The sequence below is a fragment of the Cerasicoccus sp. TK19100 genome, assembly GCF_027257155.1.
Lineage (GTDB): Bacteria > Verrucomicrobiota > Verrucomicrobiia > Opitutales > Cerasicoccaceae > Cerasicoccus > Cerasicoccus fimbriatus.
This window is the reverse complement of sequence record NZ_JAPWDU010000011.1, coordinates 36,908-52,868: the sequence shown is the minus strand read 5'-3', so window position 1 is coordinate 52,868 and position 15,961 is coordinate 36,908. Positions and strand designations below refer to the sequence as shown.

Annotated in this window: 11 protein-coding genes and 1 tRNA gene; 1 reads left to right on the top strand and 11 read right to left on the bottom strand. The window is 56.0% G+C overall.

The window, feature by feature from the left end; genetic code table 11:
- Positions 1-81: 81 nt before the first annotated feature.
- Complete coding sequence (locus tag O3S85_RS20840; RefSeq protein ID WP_269543143.1) at positions 82-1,212, bottom strand: zinc-dependent alcohol dehydrogenase family protein; 1,131 nt, start codon at positions 1,210-1,212, stop codon at positions 82-84.
- 224 nt (positions 1,213-1,436) lie between these two features.
- Between O3S85_RS20840 and O3S85_RS20835 the strand changes: the two genes are divergently transcribed.
- Positions 1,437-4,349: a right-handed parallel beta-helix repeat-containing protein gene (locus O3S85_RS20835; protein ID WP_269543142.1), complete on the top strand. Its 2,913-nt coding sequence runs from the start codon at positions 1,437-1,439 to the stop codon at positions 4,347-4,349.
- Here O3S85_RS20835 and O3S85_RS20830 read toward each other — a convergent pair.
- The 10 genes from O3S85_RS20830 to trxB form a co-directional block, all read right to left on the bottom strand.
- The gene (locus O3S85_RS20830; protein WP_269543141.1) at positions 4,346-4,957 is read right to left on the bottom strand and encodes a rhomboid family protein; all 612 of its coding nucleotides are present in this window, start codon (positions 4,955-4,957) and stop codon (positions 4,346-4,348) included. The two genes, O3S85_RS20835 and O3S85_RS20830, sit on opposite strands and share 4 nt — an antisense overlap.
- An 82-nt stretch (positions 4,958-5,039) precedes the next feature.
- Positions 5,040-6,983: a VIT and vWA domain-containing protein gene (locus tag O3S85_RS20825; RefSeq protein ID WP_269543140.1), complete on the bottom strand. Its 1,944-nt coding sequence runs from the start codon at positions 6,981-6,983 to the stop codon at positions 5,040-5,042.
- Positions 6,984-7,246: 263 nt separating this feature from the next.
- Positions 7,247-7,321: transfer RNA gene (locus tag O3S85_RS20820), tRNA-Arg, on the bottom strand.
- 388 nt (positions 7,322-7,709) lie between these two features.
- Positions 7,710-11,105 carry a LamG-like jellyroll fold domain-containing protein gene (locus O3S85_RS20815; RefSeq protein ID WP_269543139.1) on the bottom strand — a complete coding sequence of 1,132 codons (3,396 nt, stop codon included), beginning with the start codon at positions 11,103-11,105 and terminating at the stop codon, positions 7,710-7,712.
- Between the two features lie 118 nt (positions 11,106-11,223).
- Entirely contained in the window at positions 11,224-12,084 is an 861-nt protein-coding gene (locus O3S85_RS20810; protein ID WP_269543138.1) for a helix-turn-helix domain-containing protein, read from the bottom strand.
- An 84-nt stretch (positions 12,085-12,168) separates the two neighbouring features.
- Complete coding sequence (locus tag O3S85_RS20805; RefSeq protein WP_269543137.1) at positions 12,169-12,852, bottom strand: hypothetical protein; 684 nt, start codon at positions 12,850-12,852, stop codon at positions 12,169-12,171.
- Positions 12,853-13,086: 234 nt separating this feature from the next.
- Positions 13,087-13,488, bottom strand: a complete 402-nt coding sequence (locus O3S85_RS20800; protein WP_269543136.1) for a hypothetical protein — start codon at positions 13,486-13,488, stop codon at positions 13,087-13,089.
- Positions 13,489-13,570: 82 nt separating this feature from the next.
- On the bottom strand, positions 13,571-13,906 hold the full coding sequence (gene cutA / locus O3S85_RS20795; RefSeq protein ID WP_269543135.1) for a divalent-cation tolerance protein CutA: 336 nt from the start codon (positions 13,904-13,906) through the stop codon (positions 13,571-13,573).
- Positions 13,907-14,001: 95 nt separating this feature from the next.
- Positions 14,002-14,784 (bottom strand): hypothetical protein, encoded by a 783-nt coding sequence (locus tag O3S85_RS20790; RefSeq protein WP_269543134.1) that lies wholly within the window; start codon positions 14,782-14,784, stop codon positions 14,002-14,004.
- A 117-nt stretch (positions 14,785-14,901) separates the two neighbouring features.
- Complete coding sequence (gene trxB / locus O3S85_RS20785) at positions 14,902-15,849, bottom strand: thioredoxin-disulfide reductase (RefSeq protein ID WP_269543133.1); 948 nt, start codon at positions 15,847-15,849, stop codon at positions 14,902-14,904.
- Positions 15,850-15,961: the final 112 nt, after the last annotated feature.

Sequence of the window (15,961 nt, the reverse complement as noted above, 5' to 3'; positions counted from 1 at the left end):
ACGAGAATTGCGGATGGAAATTACTGCCCGGCGAATTTTTTTGGGATTCGCGGGGAAGTTGAGCCCCCGTTGTTCGGTCATTCATTCGAAGACAATCACCTGCCGCACTTCCTTGCCGTGGTGCAGGTCGTCGAAGGCCGCATTGATGTCGTCCAGTCGAATACGCTTCGATTGTAGCTGATTGACGGGCAAGATGCCATTCTGATACATCGCGATGAAGCGGGGCACGTCGCGCTTGGGCACTGCCGAGCCCATGTAGGAGCCCATTAGAATCCGTTCCTCAGCAACCAGCGACAGTGCGGAAATGCTCAGCTGCTGGCTGGGGTGGGGCAGGCCGATGGACACCGTTTTCCCGCCTCGCGCCGTGGCAGCGTAGGCGTTTTCCAACACCTTGACGCTGCCGACTGCCTCCAGCGCGACCGCGGCCCCGCCTTTGGTAATCTCACGCACGGCCTCAATGGCGTTGTCGGCCAGCGCGTTGACGACGTGCGTCGCGCCGGCCTGCCTCGCTAGCTCCAGCTTGGCGTCCAGGGGGTCCACCGCGACAATCGGGTACGCGCCGACTGCCCGGGCACCCATCACGGCGCTTAGGCCCACCCCGCCAAGACCGAATACGGCAACGCTTTTGCCTGGCTCGGCCTTCGCGGTGTTGACCACGGCACCAACGCCGGTCAGCACCGCACAGCCGAACATCGCTGCGATCTCCAGGGGCAGCTCCGGGTCGATCTTCACTAGGGATTCCGGTACGGCGACAGTGTATTCGCTAAAGCCGGATACGCCGAGGTGGTGGTTCAGGCGTTCGCCGTCGCCGTTGGTAAATTTGCGCGCGCCGTTGAGCAGTGTCCCGGCACCGTTGGCCGCCGCGCCGTCTTCACACAATACGGCGCGACCTGAGCCGCAGTGCGCGCAGCAGCCGCAGGCCGGAAAGTAGGAGAACACCACGTGGTCGCCCGGGGCAAAGCCCTTCACGTTTGCGCCGACTTCCTGCACGACGCCGCTGGCCTCGTGCCCCATTACCATAGGCATCACGCGCGGGCGCGAGCCATTGATCACCGACAGGTCGGAGTGGCAAAGGCTCGCTGCGGCGACCTTGACCAACACCTCGCCAGCGTCAGGGGCTTCAAGCTCGAGCGTTTCAATTTTGAGGGGTAGCGAGTCCCGGTAGGGCATCGCGTGTTCCATGGAGTGGAGAACAGCGGCGCGGGTTTTCATGCCGTTTAGCATGTGTCCCATGTGCGCCTGCGGGCAAACTAATAAGCAGCAGATTCTAACGGCATAGGCGCTTTCATTTATCCACTCGCTGGAATTTACATTAATCTGATCTGCGTGGTTGACATTCACCTAACATATAACAAACAAGTTATGTAATCCGGTTGTCCGATTGGTCAGCCGTTCTGTTATCCCCCCCTTCTCCCAATCCCAACCCCTACCGAACTATGCTTCGATTTACCTCCCTGCCTGGGCGCATGTCCGGGCTCTGCGCAGCACTGGCGGCGCTTTGCGCGAGCACTGCCTCAGCCGACGTGATCGCGCTCGATCTTACTGTTGGCTTTAACTACGATGCCTACATCTCTGAGGCCGAGGCCGATCACGCCTTCCTCTACGACCCGCCTGGCGACTGGAATCTCGGCGGCCGTCTGGTCCACCAAGTCTTCGATGAGCACTCCCCGGGCACGGGCAGCAGCCGAACCTACGCCTGGGACGACCAGACGACCTCCGGGTTGCCCGCTAGTGGTGCGCTGACCACCGGCTACGGCACATTTCAACTGAGCACAGAGCTCGATGCCGAGCCTGTGGGCGGCTTCGTCCAGCCTTCCGTCGGCGTGACGCCCAGCCAGCCGATCGCGTCCAACGCGGTCCGCGTTTATCGTCCGCACACCGGCAGTACGGGCAACCCGCTGGCCATTGCCTCAATGGACTTGCCCGTTGCGCAACAAGGTTTTTACGACAGCTGCAATTTCCTCGTCTCCGGCAACGACCGCAAAGTTTACATTTACGCGGACTACGATGACGGCGCGGGCGGCGTTGACTCTGAGCTGATTTACGAGTCCCCCGGCACACCAAAGACCACCAGCGAGAGCGGCTTCCCCGAGCCCAACAGCGGCGGTACGCCGGACAACCCTGACATCGTTGCCGCGCTGACCATGAGCGAATACTGGAGCCAGACGAGCAACTACTCGCTCATCCGCCCGGGCACGGCGACCATGTGGACTTTTGAAGATCCCCTCCCGCTCGATGACACCAAAGAGCTGATTGGCTTCACCATCGCCATTCACGACAGCGACAACTGGCAAACTCGCGAGGCGGTCATCTACGCCGCGGCGGCGAACTCCGTGGAAACGGCAATCTATGTCGATGCCAACAGCGGCGATGACACGACGGGCGACGGCTCCAGCGGCAACCCTTACGAGACGCTGCAACATGTTCTCGACAATGTCGTGACCGGTGGTGAAACCGTGGCCTTGCGCGACGGCTCCTATGGCGACATTTTCCTAAACGAAGGTGGCGACATTTTTAGCGACTGGGTAACGATTAAAGCCGCTCCCGGCGCTTCGCCCGAGTTGGATAACTTCACGGTTGCCGGGCCTGCGGGTCCATCCGACCAGACGGGTGGTTACAACGCCTACATTCGCCTCGAAGGCCTCATCTTGCGTGACGGCTGGCAATGCGATGGCGGCAAGCATTGGGGACTTTACAACTGTCTCGTCGAGCGCTTTGGTCCGTGGACCGGAAGTGTGGCCAATATTGAAAAGACCGCCGTCAGTTTCCGCAACGGTACGGACATCACTATCGAAGGCTGCGAGATTACCAACACCGGCACGGCGATCTCCGGTCGCGGCCACGATATCCTGGTGCGCGGTAACTACATCCACGACGGCACGCATGATGGCATCCGCGTGATCGGCTGGTGGAATGCGCTCGTCGAAGACAACATCATCTGTCGCTTCGATGACGGCGTCACCGATGCTCAGGAGCCCACTTGGTCTCGGCACTGTGACCTCATTCACATCTTCATCCCCGGCCCCGGTAATCCTGGCATGGAGAACAACGGCGTGACCTTCCGCTACAACGTGCTCTTCGATTCCGAGGCGCAGGGCGTGCAGTTCAATAACTACTACGCCTCCGGTTTGCGGAACAAAAACATCACCTTCGAATACAACGTTTTCGGCCCGACGCAGGCTAACCTTTTCAACAATGCCGACGGCGTGGACAACCTCATCTTCCGCCACAACACGGTGGCCTACATTCCCAGCGGGCGCACCTTTGGCTTGCACGGTACCCAGTGGCCGATGGATAACCATAGCGTCCGCATCGGCGCTTCGACCGGCGTGGAAATTTACAATAACAACCTCGCCCGCATCAGCATCGACGCGAATGCACAAGTGGACTTGTTCGACTGGAATATCCTGCAAGAAACGCCCAACCCGCTGCCATCCGGCGTCGATGACAAGCGTGCCTTTGGCCGCTTTACGCAAATCGGTGTAGACTACGAACTCGTCAATGCGGCGGATTTTGATGGGGCTTTGCAGTCAACCAGTCCGTCCATCAACGCTGGCACACTGGCCTTCGCGCCGAGCGCTTTGCCGGGTGAAGATTTGGCCGGCACCTTGATCGACCTGCGCCCTGACATCGGTGCCTGGGAAGAGCCGGGCAATTCACCTTCCGCCGAGCCAACGCCAACCATTGTCAACGACACGAAAACCATCTTTGTCGATGACTTCGAGGACGGCCATTACAACGACGTTGACGACTGGCTGAACACCACCGCGACGCAGGGCCTCAGTTGGTATCGCCCAAGTGGTTACGACACGTTCAAACCCTACGTGCAAATGAGCACCCACCTGAGCCGCCAGGCGCTCTATGAGCCCAACGGCGTCAGTGGGCAGACCAAGAACGCGTGGCTTATCTCCGAGCAAGGCGACGACTGGCAGGAATACGACCTACAGTTCACCGCTTTCAACGCCTACATCACAATTGGCTCCGGTGTCACCGTGCTGACCATCGATGAGGACAACTGCTACTGGATCGACATCAGTCGCGACAACGGTCGGCTGATCCGCCGACTCGGCGGCGTGGAAACCGTCCTCGCGACGGATTCCGATATTGAGCTCCCGCACAGTGGCTCGCGCGACTACTTGGTCTCCGTGCGTCAGAGCGGCAGCGGCATCACGATCGAGGTCGATGCGGATATCGATAGCTCCGTTGACTTCTCCTACACCGACACGGACTCCACGGCCTTGTCGACCTTTACCGCAGGCGGTATCGGCATCCACACGGAGAACACCAACGTCCATCAAAAGGTCCACTACGACGACTTCCGCGTCGACGTAGTTACCTTCGCACCTTAACCACCGTCACCACACTGCTTTGCAATGCAAAGTCCCCGCTGCGGCGGGGACTTTTTCATGCGGACCAATGGCGTCGGCAGCAACGCTAACGCAGCGCCAATCGTGCCTCCAATTAAGTGGGCGAGGGGGACGGTTGTCACGCCGGGCCCGAGGTCACCAGCGAAGAGCGCGCCGTGGGTCATGGCTTCAAACAGCGTTTTGCCCGCCAGTCCGAGTAGTAGTGTGATTGCGGCGACGCGAATAGAGCGCGCTTGCTTTGCATCGCAAAGTATCTTCAGGGATACGAAGACAACCAGCAGCGTATCGATGCCACTGAGCCCGCGATAACTCGTCAACTCCGGTGCCCAGTGGGCGACGCCGAGCGCGATCACCGGTGCGGCAATGAAGAATGTGGCCAGGAGCCGTAGCCCAAAGACACGCGTCGCGATAAGGCCAAACACGGCAAACATCACCGCGTCCCAAAGCAGATGGCCTGAGGTCCAGTGTGTGAGGTGGGCGGTCCACAGTGAAGAGATGGCGTCATCGCCACGCGTCCATTGGAGGGCCTCGGTTAGCGTGGGCGAAGCGTAGATGAGAACCGCGATCAGCGTGAGGATTATGGCTGGCATGGTCGGTATCAGTTAGCGATTTTCTGAGTGCAAAGGAGCCCGGAAGGCCGCTCTTTCGACGCGACCCCCCGGGCATGTCTGGCTACTTTTCTTTGCGACGATTGGCCGCGTAAAACCAACCGGCGAACGCCACCAAGAGCGCAGCGACCGGGCCCTCGAAGGCACCGCCTCCACCGCCGCCGCCGATTCGTGGCGTGGGCAAGGTGAACATGGGGCTCTCGCTGTCGGCGCGAACAACCTTAGCCGGTGAGGCTTGGCGCTGGGCTTGGGCGGCGTGCTCCGCCTGCATGCGCTGCTGGTTTTTGCGATCGATGCCGTGCTTGGCAAAGGTCGCGTCATCGAGCACGAGCATCGACGTTTCGTCAGTCACGATTTGGTACTGCACGCCGATGTCTTGAATCATCGTGGATGCTTCGCTTGCGGGAAGTTTGCCCAGGTTTTTCTGGCGCTCGAAGTCTTGCACGCGCGTCATTGCCCAGATGCGTTCCAGCTCGGGATAAGTCTCGTCGGTTTGCGGGAAGTTTACCGTGGTGCGATACGTTTTCTCGCCTTCGGATTTTCTGGCGGTCAGTTTGATTTCAGCCTGGCCGTCTCCCTCGTAGCGGCCGAGCAGGACGAGCTGCTGTCCGCGGTAGAGCTTGCGGTGTGCGTTGCGGGAAACGTCGCTGGTGCGCACGCCGCTGATCTTGAAGTCGACATCGAGCAGGGCCTCGGTGGTGATGCGATCTTTGGCGAGCAGGATTTTCCCGAAGATGTCGTCAGCGTTGGAGATGGAGTCATACTGGCCGTCGGTCGCCTCGCAAATGGTGCGCATGAGTGGCCAGTTGGCGCTGTTGCCCAGGAGAAAACCGAAGAAGCGGATGTCCTGTTGGCGCATGAGCGCATCAAACTTGGCTGGCTCCACGATGCCCTGATTGGCCACCGCGTCGGTCACGAGGATGAAGTTCGTGGCGCGGTCGTCATCGAGATTGCGCATGCCTGCCTGGACACCGGCGTAGAGATTGGTGCTGCCGCCCGGCTGGAGCGTTTTAACTTGGGCAATGTATTGCTGGACGTTTTCCGTGGTGGCGGGGACCCAGTCGCGAGTGAGGTTGCGGCTGCTGTCGCTGAAGGTCACGATGCGGAATCGGTCGCGGTCGCTGAGCTTGCCCAAGGCGCGCTCCACGCCATCGGCGAGCATGGCGATCTTGCCTTGCATGGAGCCGGAAGTGTCGAGCACGAAGCAGTAGTCGGCACCGTTGCTCAGCGGTTGCAGGTCCACGCCGGGCGTGACGATCATCATAAACGTGCCTTCTGCGGCACCCGGCGCACGGTGAGTGAGAAGGTCTACACGCCCCGGCAAGTCTTCGGGCAAGCGATAATAAATAACGAGGTCCTGATTCAGCGTCGTTCCCTGGTCAGTGGAATACTGCCACTGGTAGTGGCCGTTGCCGTGGTCGATGAACTGGTTATTAAAGCCCGGTGCGCGAAGGTCTTCCAATGGGTAGGCGGAGCGGATTTCCACGGTGGCGGCAAAGCTACCGGTTACCTTCTCATTACGGGTCCAGAAGGACTCGGCCAGCTCATCGGTGCCGCCTTCCTCAAGCGGGTAAAGGTAGCGGCCGACGTTGTGGTCCATCGTCACCGGCTGATAGTAGACGAACTCCATGCGTGCCTCGGCGTTGGCTCGGACGGGGGAGACGCGAAATTCAAAGCGCTGGTAGCTCTGCTTTTCGGCTTTGCCCGCGTTGTTGCCGGCATTTTTCTCCTCTTCGTAAATGCGGTCTGCCTCCAGCTTGGGAATGACTTCGCCTTCCAGTGTGGTTTCGCCGGAGCGCATGCGCATCTCCGCCAGCGAGGCATCCTCGGGAACCGGGAAAGCGTAGATGGCCTCCAGATCGACCGGGTTGGGGTTGTAGAAAGTCTGGGTAACCAGTGTCTGGGCAAACCCGTTGTTGATGACTACCTGCACTTCGTGCGAGCGGATCTCCAAGGGTTGATGTTGACTGTTAACCGGTGTTAATACCCCTGCGGCCTGTGCAACCATGGCACTGCACACAGCGGAAAGTATGACAAGGAATCTGCGGAATGTTTTCATAGGAACCGTGAAGCTCCATTGTCCATGCCAATGTGTAGTATGTTGATCCTAAGTGATTGTGCTGCAATAGCTAATGCTTTTTTATCCGCGTTTTGTTTTTGCGGCAAATTGACATTATATGTATGCTTCCTGAATCAGTTGGCATAAATTGTCAGCTAGCTACTAGTTGAAATGAAGAAGCAAAGCTTACGAAGTCGCGGCCCGAGAAAAAATGGTGCCCCCACCGAGACTCGAACTCGGATTAACGGTTTAGGAAACCGCGGTTCTATCCATTGAACTATGGGGACAAACCTATCTATATCAGCTGGTTATATAAATACTTCGATGGCGAAAATTGGCTATGGCAACCTGAAAGTGCAGCCCGATTGATTTCAGGGCGTGCCTGAGCTCAGAAAATCGGGTTAATTCATTTTCCTAAAGATTGCTGAATGCCTGCATCGTCACGAAATATCGGGCATTTACTATGCGTTGGTTAAAAATCACGGCAAGCAAATCCGCAGGTCCCTGAAAGCCAAAGATCGGAGGCTGGCGGCCCGTCGTTTGCGTGACTCCGAAAGGATGTAGAGCAGCTGGATTTCAGCGATGGCCGGTCGAAAGTGAAATTCAGCGAATGGACCGATACCTGGTGCGAAATGATTAGCGCCAAGTTATTCCACTATTCGGCCATTGGGCATGCTATTGCTCGAGCACTTCCACCGTCATGAATCCCCTGGTAATTTCACCGGAGAGCGGAGCCAGGCGAAACGTGCGGTATTCGTACTCGGGCACCAGCGAAGGCAGGCCATTGGTTATAGCCGGGCTAACTTCCATCACCGGAAGATCGTAGGGCGGCGACAAATCCGTGTCGCCATGGATTCGATAAGTTATGCCGTCGACGAGTATTTCCGGGCTGACGCCATCGCCGAGGTAGATGCCGTCGGCGCGAACCGGAAACGTCATCGACAGAGTGGGACCATTCTCCGATGGCAGAATCTGCTCACTGAATTGGCGAAACGCTACGTGTCGGCCGGCGGCGGGATCGCCGTTGAATGCATAATCATAGATATTCGCTACGCCATCGTTATCGGTGTCTTCAATGAGGGAATATGCATTGTGCGGGATGATGTTTTCAATTTCGGCGGCGCTGAGCGCCCGGTTTTCAATCCGCACTTGGTCGATGAGTCCTTCGAATGACTCTGTGTTTGTTGGGGACGCGGCGCCAATCACCAGAGCCCCATTGCCCGCCTCAATGCCAGAAGCGTTGAAACTCTCTGTGTCGCTCAATTGCCCATCAATGTAAAAGCGCGCGGTTCCGACAGATCCTTCAAACGTGATGGTGACCGCGATATGGCGCCACTGCCCAACGGGAATCGTAGACTCGGAACTGATGCCGATAACTGACGCTCCGGCACCCAAGATCAGTTGCGGCTGATTAGCGCCAGAAAGCCGTAAACGATAGCCGTCGTTAAAACTTTTGGCGATGATGTTCTGTGACTGCCCGGAAGTCGTGGTTTTGATATAGGCGGCAAGAGTCATGTCACCAGTGATCCGCAAAACAGGCGCGTCATCGATTACCAGATGCTGGTCATCGCCGTTGAGCGCGAGAGCGTGGCTGCCAACCGGGGCATCGGTGCTCAGTGAAGCGCCGCCAGATGCTTGCGTGGGGTGACCCCAGCCGGAATGATCCAGCATGTCGCCATTGAATGTCCAGTAGCCCACGGCGCGAGGCGCTTGAACACGAACGGGGATTTGGGCGTAGGAAGTTTCCTCCCCGTCACTGACAGACAAGAGGATTCGATAATCCCCAATGTCGGCAAGTTGAGGAGTCATCTCGAAGTCAGCACGTCCGTTGTGGTGGTCAGTAAATTGAATGAATTCAGGCAGGATTCCCGCTGACATGGTCATGAGTTCCCCGTCGCGGTCTTCCGCGCTGACGCGTAGCTGCAGCGACGCGCCAACGTTTACGATCAAACTGCTCATTGGTTCGATGGTCGGCGGGGTATTGCCATCCACCGGGTCGGTTGGCAGTGAGTGGTTCGTGTATATCGTTTGAATATCCTGACTGCTCAGTGAGTAATCAAAGATCATCGCATTGTCGATCAGCCCAGTGAATGATTCGATGGCGGCATTGCCGCTACCGATATACAGATCGCCATTACCTGCTTCAATGCCACTCAGACTCAAGGGGATGGTCGAGTCGTGAACTCCATTGATGTAAAACCGCACTTCAGCGCTGCTACCGTTAAAGGAAACTGTGCAAGCTACATGTTGCCAAGCGCCATAGGTGACCGAGGATAGTGACGTTGCTCCGACTACCTGCCCCGGACCGCTGTCAGGAATGCCCAATATTAATTGCAACTTCCCGTTATTGGTGACGCGAAGCCGGTAGCCGTCGTTGAAAGATTTCGCGAGAATGTTTTGATGCATTCCCGTGCTTGTCGGCTTGATGTGCGCTGCCAGGGTTAGGTCACCCGTAATTTGCAGGCTGGTATGATTGGGAATCACGGCAAAGTCACCTGAGCCATCGAGCTCCAAGGCGTGTGTGCCGGAAATTCTGTCTGTCGTATAAGACGCATTGCCCTGCAGCGAGCTATTCAAATTATTGCCTGAACTATCCAGGGAATTGTTATCGAAGTCCCAACGCGCGATACCAACAATCGGCTGGATCTCTGTGACAAAGAATTCGCTGGCACCCGCTTCTGCAGGGGTATTTCGAGTAACGCCATGGATGTCGGTTGGATGTATTGGTAAGGTTGTCGATGCGCGGTCTATTGCCCAACTGGTGTTGCGCAAGGCACCATCAAAAGCCAATGGATTGACGAATTGTTCTTCCGGCGTGGCGATGTTGGACTGATCGCCGACATAGATGTTTTCTGATGGCGCATTGAAGATGACATTATTGGCGAATACGTCGGCAGTGTCAGTAGGCATCGCACCGTAGGGCAGGATGTTATTGTAGACCTGCAAATCGGTGGTTTGGTCCGTGACCCGAAGGCCATGATTATCGGAGATCAGTGTGCGGTGAGTTTCGTTATTCGGGCTGACATAGCTCGTGCCGCCGGGAATATATAAAAAGCTGTTGTTGCGGATCGTGAGGCCATCAACTGGCTCGGCGTCATTGAAAACGAATACTGAATTAACCGGGCCAAAGATGTTGTTTTCAAAAGTGATGTTGGCGTTGTGCACTTCGGGGAAACGGAAGTAGTTGTTGAACTGCACGCTTTGCGCCTCGATGTCATGTATAATATTGCCGCGCACGATCAGGTTTACGTTCGGTATGAGCGAGTCGGCCGAGCCTCCTCCGGCGATAAAGATATGAATGGCGTCGCAATGCTTGCTCCATGAGGCCTGATTGTCATCGACGCCATCGTCGAGCCCATGGATATGGTTGCCCTCGATAAGGGAATCCTCCAGTCCAGTTGCCCGAATGCCGTCGTGGGTAATGTCGTGAATATGATTGTAGAGAATTTGGATGTTGCGCCCCTGCGCGCTTACACCGGTTCCGGTTCTGGTAATCTCGCTATTGGAGAGGGTGATGTGGCTGCCGTAGCGAACGTAGAATGCAGTCTTCTCGATGTTGTTCTCAGAACCAGTCCAGGGGCCATGCACTTCCAGGCGGCATTGATCAATTTCAACATAGCGCGCGCTCGTAATCGAGACTGCCTGGTCTCGGCTTGTGCCGACGATGTCGCACCCAATAACGCGCAGGTATGCATTGAAGGATCCCGTGCGGTCAGGCCCTGGATTCGAAGAATGGAAGCTTATGTGATCCAACTCGGGTCTATGTCCTTCGGCGGCCTGAATCGTCACCCAGTCGTTAAAGATGTCCGCACTTTGATTATGGTATTCCAATGCTCCATAATTGCCGTCGTAGAGGAATACCTGGTCGCCACTGGAGAGCTGGAGGTAAACAGGAGATAGAGAGGCGTATGGCGCTGCTGCGCTGCCATCCCCGCTAGCGTCGCTGCCATTGATGGCGTCAACATGATAGGTCGCTGCATGCAATTGGCTCAGGGCCAGTGGATATAGCGTCAGAGATGCAATGAGGACTGATTTCCACAACTGACAGTAAGGGGTGTGGGATAAAGGCATGATCATGGGAGTTCAAGTGATTCATCAAAATAGTATCCCCATGCCGCCATTTTTATCCGTGGCAATTGCGCCAATAGTTTTCACTATTCAGCCCGAGGGAATGAGCGTGAAAATTAGTTTACGCCGAGCAGGCTAGAGCCTGTCTGAATTTGGAAGGGGTCGCTCCGAAATGATTGTAAAAACACGTGGAGAAATACCCGGTGTGATTAAATCCGCATCGTTGTGCCACTTCTTCGCAGCTAAGGTCTTCGTGGTGCAGCAGCATGCTGGCGCGCTGTACGCGCGCCCGGAGAATGTATTGGGTCGGACTCATCTCATAAACGCTTCGAAACTTACGATAGAAGTTGCGTTCAGACATGCTGGCCCGTTGCGCCAATTCCGGGACGGTGTGCGGTAAATGTATGTTGGCGTCCATCCAACTGATGGTTGCGTTGAACTTATTCTTTTCCTGAGGAGTCGTCGTTTCCTTGGTGATGTAGCGCAGGATCAACGAAAGAATCAGCGTCAGGTATGCCTCCATCACGATGAAGCCAGCGAAGTTGTCGGGGTCGCCAATTTCATCATCGATGCAGTCAATCCAGTTTAACACTTTCTCGAGATGCTTGTCATCCAAGCAACGTTCGCCGCAAAGACTATGCCTTTTGTTATTGAATAGAACTGCGTAACCTGGAAGTTCGACCAAGTCGCGCTCCATTCGCAGAATTGCCTCGGTGTTGATCAGAATGTTGATCAGGTTGAGGCAGTTGGGCTCTTCGTAGGCGTGGTAGGACTCTTCGTCGATAAAGAGCACATGTCCGCGACCGATGCGGAAACGCTTGCCGTTGTAATTATGGATGCATTCACCCGATAGTATGATGACGAGCTCGCGAAACTCATGCCGATGTGGAGGCATCGGGCACTGCCGAATTTCCCGGCTGACCGCGATGCTTGCGCCTGCTTTGCGAAAGTAACGCTGTTGCTCGATCAATATGTCGCGCATGCCGATAAATTTATGGGGATCGCTTGGTGACTGCAAGTCATTAGCTGACCATCAACGGACGAGCAATGCACCCGGGAAGCGTTTTTACATCCGGCGGCGATAGGCCATCCACCCAAGCAAGGCCGCGCCAATCAACAGGCTGGTTTGGCCGGGCTCAGGAATCGAATTTGCCGTCAACGTCACGTAGTCGATTTCAAAATTGCCTTGGATGACACCGCCACCGATATCATTGCCCTGGATGGGATCTAGCCGCGGGCCACCGCTGATGCTGCCGCTGGTGTATTCGGAAAGGTCGTAGGTAAAGATATTCCACTCGTCGCTTTCCGTTACCTGGGTCACGGGGACCAGGTCGCCATCACCCGTGTCGCCATCGATGAACTCCAGAGTGCCCCAGGGTGTCGTGCCCAGCATTGCAAAAGAGCCTACATTGTTGAAGGCGACCGGTGTAACGCCATCATCGCCAATTTGACGAATACGGATAACCAACTGATCCCAGCCAGTACTGCCGACGGGCAGGGCAATCACTTCATTGGGAAAGAATATTTTGGGATCCGCCTGGTTTTGAAGGTTATCGCTGGTCAGAACGGTTTCCGAACCGCTGACAGCCGGACCGACATGGAGGTTCGCCACGGTGAACGCATTGGCCGTCCAGCCTTCATTATCGCCGGGTGTATTGAATTGCCAGTCTTCGACAATGACAGTGGCGCTGGCAAAGGACGCGGTTCCAAAGGCTAAGGCGAGGGCTTGGTATTTTTTGAATGATTTCATTTTAGGGGTGATGGGGTTTGATGTTCCCATCATCCTAGCACAGAGCGCCCTTTAGTTATATTCACTTTTCGGCCAGATAAAGCCATATATCTGCCAAGCTCTTCGATCACCTCTCGATAAGGAAATGCGGGCATTGCCTACATCTGGAGTCGCTCTTGCTTTTTTTTTATTTCTTGGTCTCGGAAGCGCTCGACCTCGGATGCAGTGACGCTGGCAAAGAGTGCTCGCTGTGGCTTACAGGGATGTGTCCGGGTGCGTGTAGCGTGGCTCGCGGGAGGCCGGATGCGGCGGAAGGGCGAGGTCTGCGGAGGTGGCCGGGCCTAGGATGTCTAGAATGTAAGGCGTGCAAGTGCCCTTGGTAATGCGCTTTTCGATCACCTTAAACTGCGCGCCGGTTGCGTAGTCAAAGTCGGGCAAATCCTGGCGTGAGTAGGGCGTTATGTTGCCATCGATGAGGAAGCGCACTTGATCGGCATCAGCATCGGAAACGGTGGCTATGCCGGGTTTTTCGTCATAGCTGCAGGGGCCGCCAACCAATTGGGCAGGAGGCGGGGGCGTGCTTGTTTCTTTGGTTTTGCAGGCGGTTAGTAGGGCGGCAGCGGCCGCAATGGTGGCAAAAGTAAGGATGTGGCGCATGGGTGAACTATGGCCAGCGTGGTGCCTGGGGTCAAGGTTTGGCCAAAGACGGATTCACCTGGGAAGAGGGCGGTGAAATAGTTTATGCCAAGTCTTCGCGCCCGCTCTCGTGGACCCAGGCAACGTAATCCGCCGAGCCTGAGTCGGCCAGCGTAACAATCCACTGCGGTGTGTCATACGGGTGCAGCGCGACGAGAGCCGCGTGGACCTCCTTTTCGCGCGCGGCGGAAAACTTCAGCACGAGCCGGTATTCTTCGTCTTGGCAAATGTCGCCTTGCCAGCGGTAAATCGACGTCACCGGCCCGGTGATCTGCGCACAGGCCACGAGGCGCTGCTCGACGAGCGAGCGTCCGATGTCTTCAGCGAGTTGGCGGCTGGGCGTGGTGCTCCAGCCAATGGCGATGGGTTCGTTACGCATGTGATGAAGTTAATTCACCGTGGTGGCTGCGTCCATGGGTAAGCCACAAAAAAGCGCCAGCAACGACCGGCGCTTTGGGGGCTATGGCTGTTGTGTTACTCGCCAAATACACCCATCGAAATATCTCCTGATGGTTTTCTAAGCCTTATGGAATCGACAACCGTTTCTGTGCCATAGACTTGTGGTACATTTGACACCTCCTCGGATACGATATTACCTTGTTCATCATAGACAGTGAATAATGAGTCCACTAAATATTCAGATCTTGGCCCGGTATAGCCGTTGTTCGTTATTTCGGGAGAAATTTCATCAATGACGCCAAAGGATTCGCCCTTTATTATAGATTGTGTTTGGCTATTATATTCATGTCTCAGCTCTAGGAACTCTGCCGAGTTTGAGATGGTGTAATCATTAATTACAACGGTTGGTGTACGGTAAAGGTATGTATAGCCGCCTCTCAACCAAACGACTATCCCTGCGCCATCGCGGTCTGCAGTATGATTTGCCAAGCGATTTGTCGCTGCAAAATCTCCTACAAACTGATTTCTATGGGATATGATAAAACTTTCAGCAAATGTTGGTCCATGGCCGTAGCGGTTTGGATGAAATTTAAAATGCGCAATCAAGCTGCCAGCCCACAGTGAATCCTCGTGCACATTACTGCGGAAAATGGTAATCGAGTGAAGTGGTTCATCATTAGTTGCATGCTTTTCCAATTCAAAATATACGGGGTAGAATTTCTCAGTGCTGTCTGCTCCAGTTAAATCAATGGTACCGGTAACCCAGTCATCCATTGAACCAGCATGCAGTGGCTGGAAGAGGAACTGAATAAAAGCGATCGCGAGGTAGGCGAGAATTTTGCCGTTTAAGTGGTTCATGATGTGAAATGTATCCAGTTATGCTATTCTAGGTCAATGTTGATGTTGCCATTAAGATAGCCACAAAAAAGCGCCAGCAACGACCGGCGCTTCGAAAAGATTTTGTGATGGTGTGGTTTACGCTTCGGCGAGCTCGGGTTGTTCGGCGAGCCAGCGTTCGGCCTCGATCGCGGCGCGGCAGCCCATGCCGGCTGCGGTGATGGCCTGGCGGTAAACGTGGTCCGAGCAGTCGCCAGCGACGTAAAGGCCCTCGACTTCGGTGCGGACGCCGCTCTCGTGATTGGAGACGATGTAGCCTTCTTCGTCGAGCTTGAGAATGCCTGCAGCGAAGCTGGTGTTCGGGATGTGGCCAATAGCGATAAAGAAGCCCTTGGCGTCGATCTCGGAGACTTCACCGGTCTTGATGTTTTTGACGCGGACGCCCTTCATCATGCCGGAATCGTCGGCCAACACTTCTTCGGCAACGGTGTCCCAGTGCGCCTGAATCTTTTCGTTGGCGAGGGTGCGGTCGGCCATGACTTTGGAGGCACGCAGCTCATCGCGGCGATGTAGCAAGTGAACCTTTGACGCAAAACGGGTCAAAAAGAGCGCTTCTTCGCAAGCGGTGTCGCCGCCGCCGACTACGACGACGTCCATGTTGCGGTAGAAGGCGCCGTCGCACGTGGCGCACGTGGTAACGCCTTTGCCGCCCCACATTTCCTGTTCGCCGGGAATGTTTAGCAGACGCGGACGCGCGCCGGTGGCGATGATGACCGTGCGGGCCTTGTAAACCTTGCCACTCTCGGCGGTGAGGACCTTAACGCCGTCTTCGATTTCGATCGTCTTGATGAGGTCCTGCGCGAAACGGGCACCAAAGCGGGTGGCCTGCTTGCGCATGCTGTCCATGAGCATGAAGCCATCAATGCCTTCCGGAAAGCCGGGGAAATTCTCCACCTCGGAGGTGGTCGTCAACTGGCCGCCGGGCTGGGAGCCTTCCAGGAGCAAAGGCTCCAGATTGGCGCGCGCGGTGTAAATTGCGGAAGTTAGGCCGGCGCAGCCGGTGCCCAGGATGATTACGTTTTCCATGATGTGTTAAAGCTAAGAATGAATGCGGATTTTGCCAGCGCAGGCGACAGTTGGTCGGCCAATGCCGGGAATCAAAGCCGGGGCGGCATTTATCCGCCCCGGCCGGGTTTAA